Origin of the sequence: uncultured Amaricoccus sp. (genome assembly GCF_937858865.1) — a bacterium.
GTDB lineage: Bacteria > Pseudomonadota > Alphaproteobacteria > Rhodobacterales > Rhodobacteraceae > Amaricoccus.
In genome coordinates this window covers 1-3,873 of the sequence record NZ_CALLYO010000569.1, presented here as the reverse complement: position 1 = coordinate 3,873, position 3,873 = coordinate 1, and the positions used below count along the sequence as shown (strand labels likewise).

The window sequence follows — 3,873 nt, the reverse complement described above, 5'->3', positions numbered from 1 at the left end:
CTCGCTCAGTGCGCGAGGGCGAGGTGGCGGAGGTAGCGGCGCTCGAGGAAGCGGAAGGCGAGGACGAGCAGGAAGGTCAGCGCCATGTAGAGGATGGCGGCGGTCACGAAGCCCTCGTAGGCGAGGTAGAACTTGGCGTTGAGGGTGCGGCCGGCGCCGAGGATGTCCTGGAGCGTGATGACGCTGGCGATCGCCGAGCCGTGCAGCATGAAGACCGCCTCGTTGCCGAACTGCGGCAGGGCGCGGCGCAGCGCGGAGGGGAGGAGGACGAGGGCGTCGGTCTGGTGCGGCGAGAGGCCGAGGGCGGCGGCGGCCTCGAGCTCCCCCTTGGGCGTCGTCTCGACGGCGCCGCGGACGATCTCGGTCATGTAGGCGCCGCAGTTGAGCGAGAAGGCGATCAGCGCGCACCACCAGGGCTCGCGCAGCAAGGTCCAGGCCCAGCTGTCGCGGATCCAGCCGAACTGGGCCAGGCCGTAGTAGATGAGGAAGGTCTGCACCAGGAGCGGCGTGCCGCGGAAGAGGTAGACGTAGGCGTTGACGAGGCGCGCGGCCCGGGGGTGGCGGCGGGCGCGGGCGCGCAGGAGGCCGGCCGGCAGCGCGATGGCGAAGCCGAGCGCGAGCGCCAGCGCGGTCAGCTGCAGCGTCATGACGACGCCGTGGGCGAAGAGCGTCCAGTTGGCGAGGACGAGGTCAACGCGCATGGAGGGTGCCGCGGGCGTGGTAGCGCTCGAGCCGCTCGAAGACGGTGGTCGAGGCCCAGGTGATGAGGAGATAGACACCGAGCACCGCGGCGAAGAAGACGAAGGGCTGGTGCGCGCTCTTGCCGGCGTCGTTGGCGATGCCGACCACGTCCTGCAGGCCGATGACCGAGACGAGGGCGGTCGACTTCACCAGCACCTGCCAGACGTTGGCGTAGCCCGGCAGCGCGAAGCGCAGGAGCTGCGGGACGGCGATGGTCCAGAGGATCGCGAGCCGATGGAGGCCGAGGGCGCGGCCGGCGTCGAGCTGGCCCCTGGGGATGGTGAGATAGGCGCCGCGGAAGGTCTCGGTCAGGTAGGCGCCATAGATGAAGCCGAGGGCGAGGACGCCGGCGAGGAAGGGCGAGAGGTCGGTGGCGCCGAAGCCGAGGCCGGCCGCCACCGTGTTCACCAGCCGCTGGCCGCCGAAGTAGACGAGGAGCAGCATGACGAGGTCGGGGATGCCGCGGACGACGGTGGTGTAGCCCGCCACCACCGCCCCCCCGATGCGCCCGCCGCCGAGCCGCCCGGCGGCGCCGAGCGCCCCGAGAAGGGTGGCCAGCACCAGCGCGAGGACGGCAAGCGCGACCGTCACGAGCGCCCCGCTCGCGAGAAGCGGGGCATATCGGACGAGGCTTTCCATCCGCGGAGCGCCGGCCCGGACCCGGGTCAGTCGCCGTAGACGTCCATGCCGAAATACTTCTCGGACAGCGCCTGGTAGCTGCCGTCGGCGCGGATGGCGGCGATCGCCTCGGAGAAACGGTCGCGCAGCTCGGTATCCTCCTTGCGCACGCCGACCGCGACGCCGGTGCCGTGGATCGCCGGGTCGAAGTGGTTCTCGGCACCGAAGAAGGCGAAGCCCTTGCCGGCATCGGTCTTGAGGAAGCCGTCCTCGAGCGAGACGGCGTCGGCCATCAGCGCGTCGACCCGGCCGGCGGCGAGGTCGAGGTTCGCCTCGTCCTGGCTGCCGTAGAGGCGCAGCTCGGTGTCGGGGAAATGCGTCTCCATGAAGTCCTGGTGGATGGTGCCGCGCTGCACGCCTACGGTCTTGCCGGCCAGCCCCTCCGGCGTGTCGGTGAGGCCGGCGTCGGCCTTGGCGGCGAAGCGGTTGGGGATCTGGTAGTATTTGGCCGAGAAGTCGATGACCTGCTTGCGCTCCTCGGTCGCCGACATCGAGGCGACGATGGCGTCGCACTTCTTCTCGAGCAGCGCCGGGATGATGCCGTCCCAGTCGACCTTCACCAGCGCGCAGGTCTCGCCCATCTTGCCGCAGAGCGCCTGGGCGATGTCGATGTCGAAGCCGACGATCTGCCCGTCGGGCGCCACCTCGGAGAAGGGCGGATAGGCGCCCTCGACGCAGATGTTGAGCGCGAGCGCGGGGGTCGCGGCGCCGAGGCAGAGCGCACCGATGACGGCGGCAAGCTTGCGGGACATGAGGAGAGCCTCCCTGATTGTGTTCTGCCGCTGAGCTTGCCCACCCGGCTCGCGCCGTCAAGTGCGGCCGATCGGGGCGTTCTCCCGCCGCAGCTCGGCCTCGATGCGCCCGACCGCCGCCATGAACTCGAGCGGCTGGAAGCGGGGCGGGCCCTTTCCGGTCACGAGCCGCACGGAGCAGGTTGCCTCCAGGATCGCCTCGAAACGCTCCGCCTGCGCTGAGCCGGGATCGATCATGTCGCTGGCGAGCACTTCGCTCAGCGCCGCCATGCGGCCGAAGAGCGCAGCCGCATGGACGATGTGGCCGGGGCTCGCCGCTTCTGCCGGAGTGAGGCCGTGGAACCGCCGGTAGGCGTCCATGCAGATCTCGAAGGCGGAGCGCCTGCCGCCGCTCACGGCGAACATCTCCAGGGCGTTGGCGAGGAGCTCCGGCTCCGGCCGGAGCTTCAGCATCGCCTCGCGAGCCTCGGGCGGCAGCTGCGACAGCTTGGGGGTCGGCTGGTCTCGCTGCTTCTTCTTGCGCGTCATCAGTGCGGCCGGGAAGGAGGGGGCATGGGATGGAGGCTCCTTCGGTGCAAGGACAGGCCATAGCCGGATTCCGGGCGCCGGGCCAAGTCCGTTCACGCGGGCGAGGGCCGCACGAGGTGTCGGATTGTGCCCCCGCCGGCGAGAAGCTAGGGTCCGCGGCGCAATGCGAGGCAAGGGTCGTGGCTGAGGGGGTCTTCTGGGCGGTCGCCGCCGTCGCCGTGACCCTGTGCCTCGGCGTCGTCCTCGCGCCGCTCTGGCGCGGCCGCGGCGCCGCCGCGCGGCGGGCGAGCTACGACATGCGGGTGCATCGCGACCAGCTGCGCGAGGTGGAGGCCGACGTGGCGCGCGGGCTCATGAGCCCGGCCGAGGCCGAGGCGACGCGCATCGAGATCTCGCGCCGGCTGCTGGCGGACGCGGCGGCGGAGACGGCGGAGGCCGAGGCGACGGCGGCGCCGCGGCGCGTGACCCGGATCGCGGCGCCGGCGATGGGGCTCGTCCTCCTGCTCGCCGCCGGCGGGCTCTATGCCGCGCTCGGCTCGCCGGGAATGCCCGACCAGCCGCTCGCCGCCCGCCAGGCGCGGGAGGCCGCCGCACGGGCGGAGCGGCCGGGCCAGGGCGAGGCCGAGGCGCTGGCGGCGAAGGCCGGCGGCGTGCCGGCGCCGGCCCGGATCAGCGACGAGGACCGGGCGCTCATCGACAGGCTGAAGGCGGCGCTCGAGACGCGGCCCGACGATCTCGAGGGCCACCGCCTGCTGGCGCGGAGCCTCGCGGGCATCGGCGAATGGGCCGGGGCGCGGGCGGCGCAGGAGCGGGTGGTGGGGATCCTCGGCGAGACGGCCACGGCGCGGGATCTCTCCGATCTCGCCGAGATGCAGGTGATCGCCGCCGGGGGCTATGTCTCGCCGGAGGCCGAGGCGCTGCTGTCGCGCGCGCTGCGGCTCGATCCGAAGGATCCGGCCGGGCGCTATTATTCCGCGCTCGCGCTGATGCAGGGCGGGCGGCCCGATCTCGCCTACCGGATCTGGGCCGGGCTGGTGGCGGAGGGGCCGCCGGACGCGCCTTGGATAGCGGCGGCGCGGGCCGGGGTCGCCGAGGCGGCGCGCCAGGCCGGGCTCGCGCCGCCGGCCGGTGCCGGGCCGAGCGGGGAAGATGTCGAGGCCGCCGGGGCGATGGC

The 3,873-nt window shown here is 72.8% G+C and carries 5 protein-coding genes; 1 reads left to right on the top strand and 4 read right to left on the bottom strand.

All coding sequences use genetic code 11. The annotated features are described in order from the left end of the window. Positions 1–5: 5 nt before the first annotated feature. The 4 genes from Q0112_RS16830 to Q0112_RS16815 are packed head-to-tail and all read right to left on the bottom strand — an operon-like array spanning position 6 to position 2,699. Positions 6–701 (bottom strand): ABC transporter permease subunit, encoded by a 696-nt coding sequence (locus tag Q0112_RS16830; protein ID WP_297977146.1) that lies wholly within the window; start codon positions 699–701, stop codon positions 6–8. Next, complete coding sequence (locus Q0112_RS16825; protein ID WP_297977145.1) at positions 691–1,380, bottom strand: ABC transporter permease subunit; 690 nt, start codon at positions 1,378–1,380, stop codon at positions 691–693. The genes Q0112_RS16830 and Q0112_RS16825 overlap by 11 nt, the downstream gene beginning before the upstream one ends. Positions 1,381–1,406: 26 nt before the next feature. Next, a complete protein-coding gene (locus Q0112_RS16820) occupies positions 1,407–2,171 on the bottom strand; it encodes a transporter substrate-binding domain-containing protein (protein ID WP_297977144.1) in 765 nt (254 codons plus the stop codon). Positions 2,172–2,228: 57 nt separating this feature from the next. Then, positions 2,229–2,699: a hypothetical protein gene (locus tag Q0112_RS16815; RefSeq protein WP_297977143.1), complete on the bottom strand. Its 471-nt coding sequence runs from the start codon at positions 2,697–2,699 to the stop codon at positions 2,229–2,231. Positions 2,700–2,878: 179 nt separating this feature from the next. Between Q0112_RS16815 and ccmI the strand changes: the two genes are divergently transcribed. Next, a partial coding sequence (ccmI, locus tag Q0112_RS16810; RefSeq protein WP_297977142.1) for a c-type cytochrome biogenesis protein CcmI occupies positions 2,879–3,873 on the top strand: 995 nt, incomplete at its 3' end.

Excerpts from the sequence above, each read along its gene's own strand:
- Q0112_RS16825 (WP_297977145.1), bottom strand. The coding sequence starts at position 1,380 with ATGGAAAGCCTCGTCCGATATGCCCCGCTTCTCGCGAGCGGGGCGCTC.
- Q0112_RS16830 (WP_297977146.1), bottom strand. The coding sequence starts at position 701 with ATGCGCGTTGACCTCGTCCTCGCCAACTGGACGCTCTTCGCCCACGGC.
- Q0112_RS16815 (WP_297977143.1), bottom strand. The coding sequence starts at position 2,699 with ATGACGCGCAAGAAGAAGCAGCGAGACCAGCCGACCCCCAAGCTGTCG.
- Q0112_RS16820 (WP_297977144.1), bottom strand. The coding sequence starts at position 2,171 with ATGTCCCGCAAGCTTGCCGCCGTCATCGGTGCGCTCTGCCTCGGCGCC.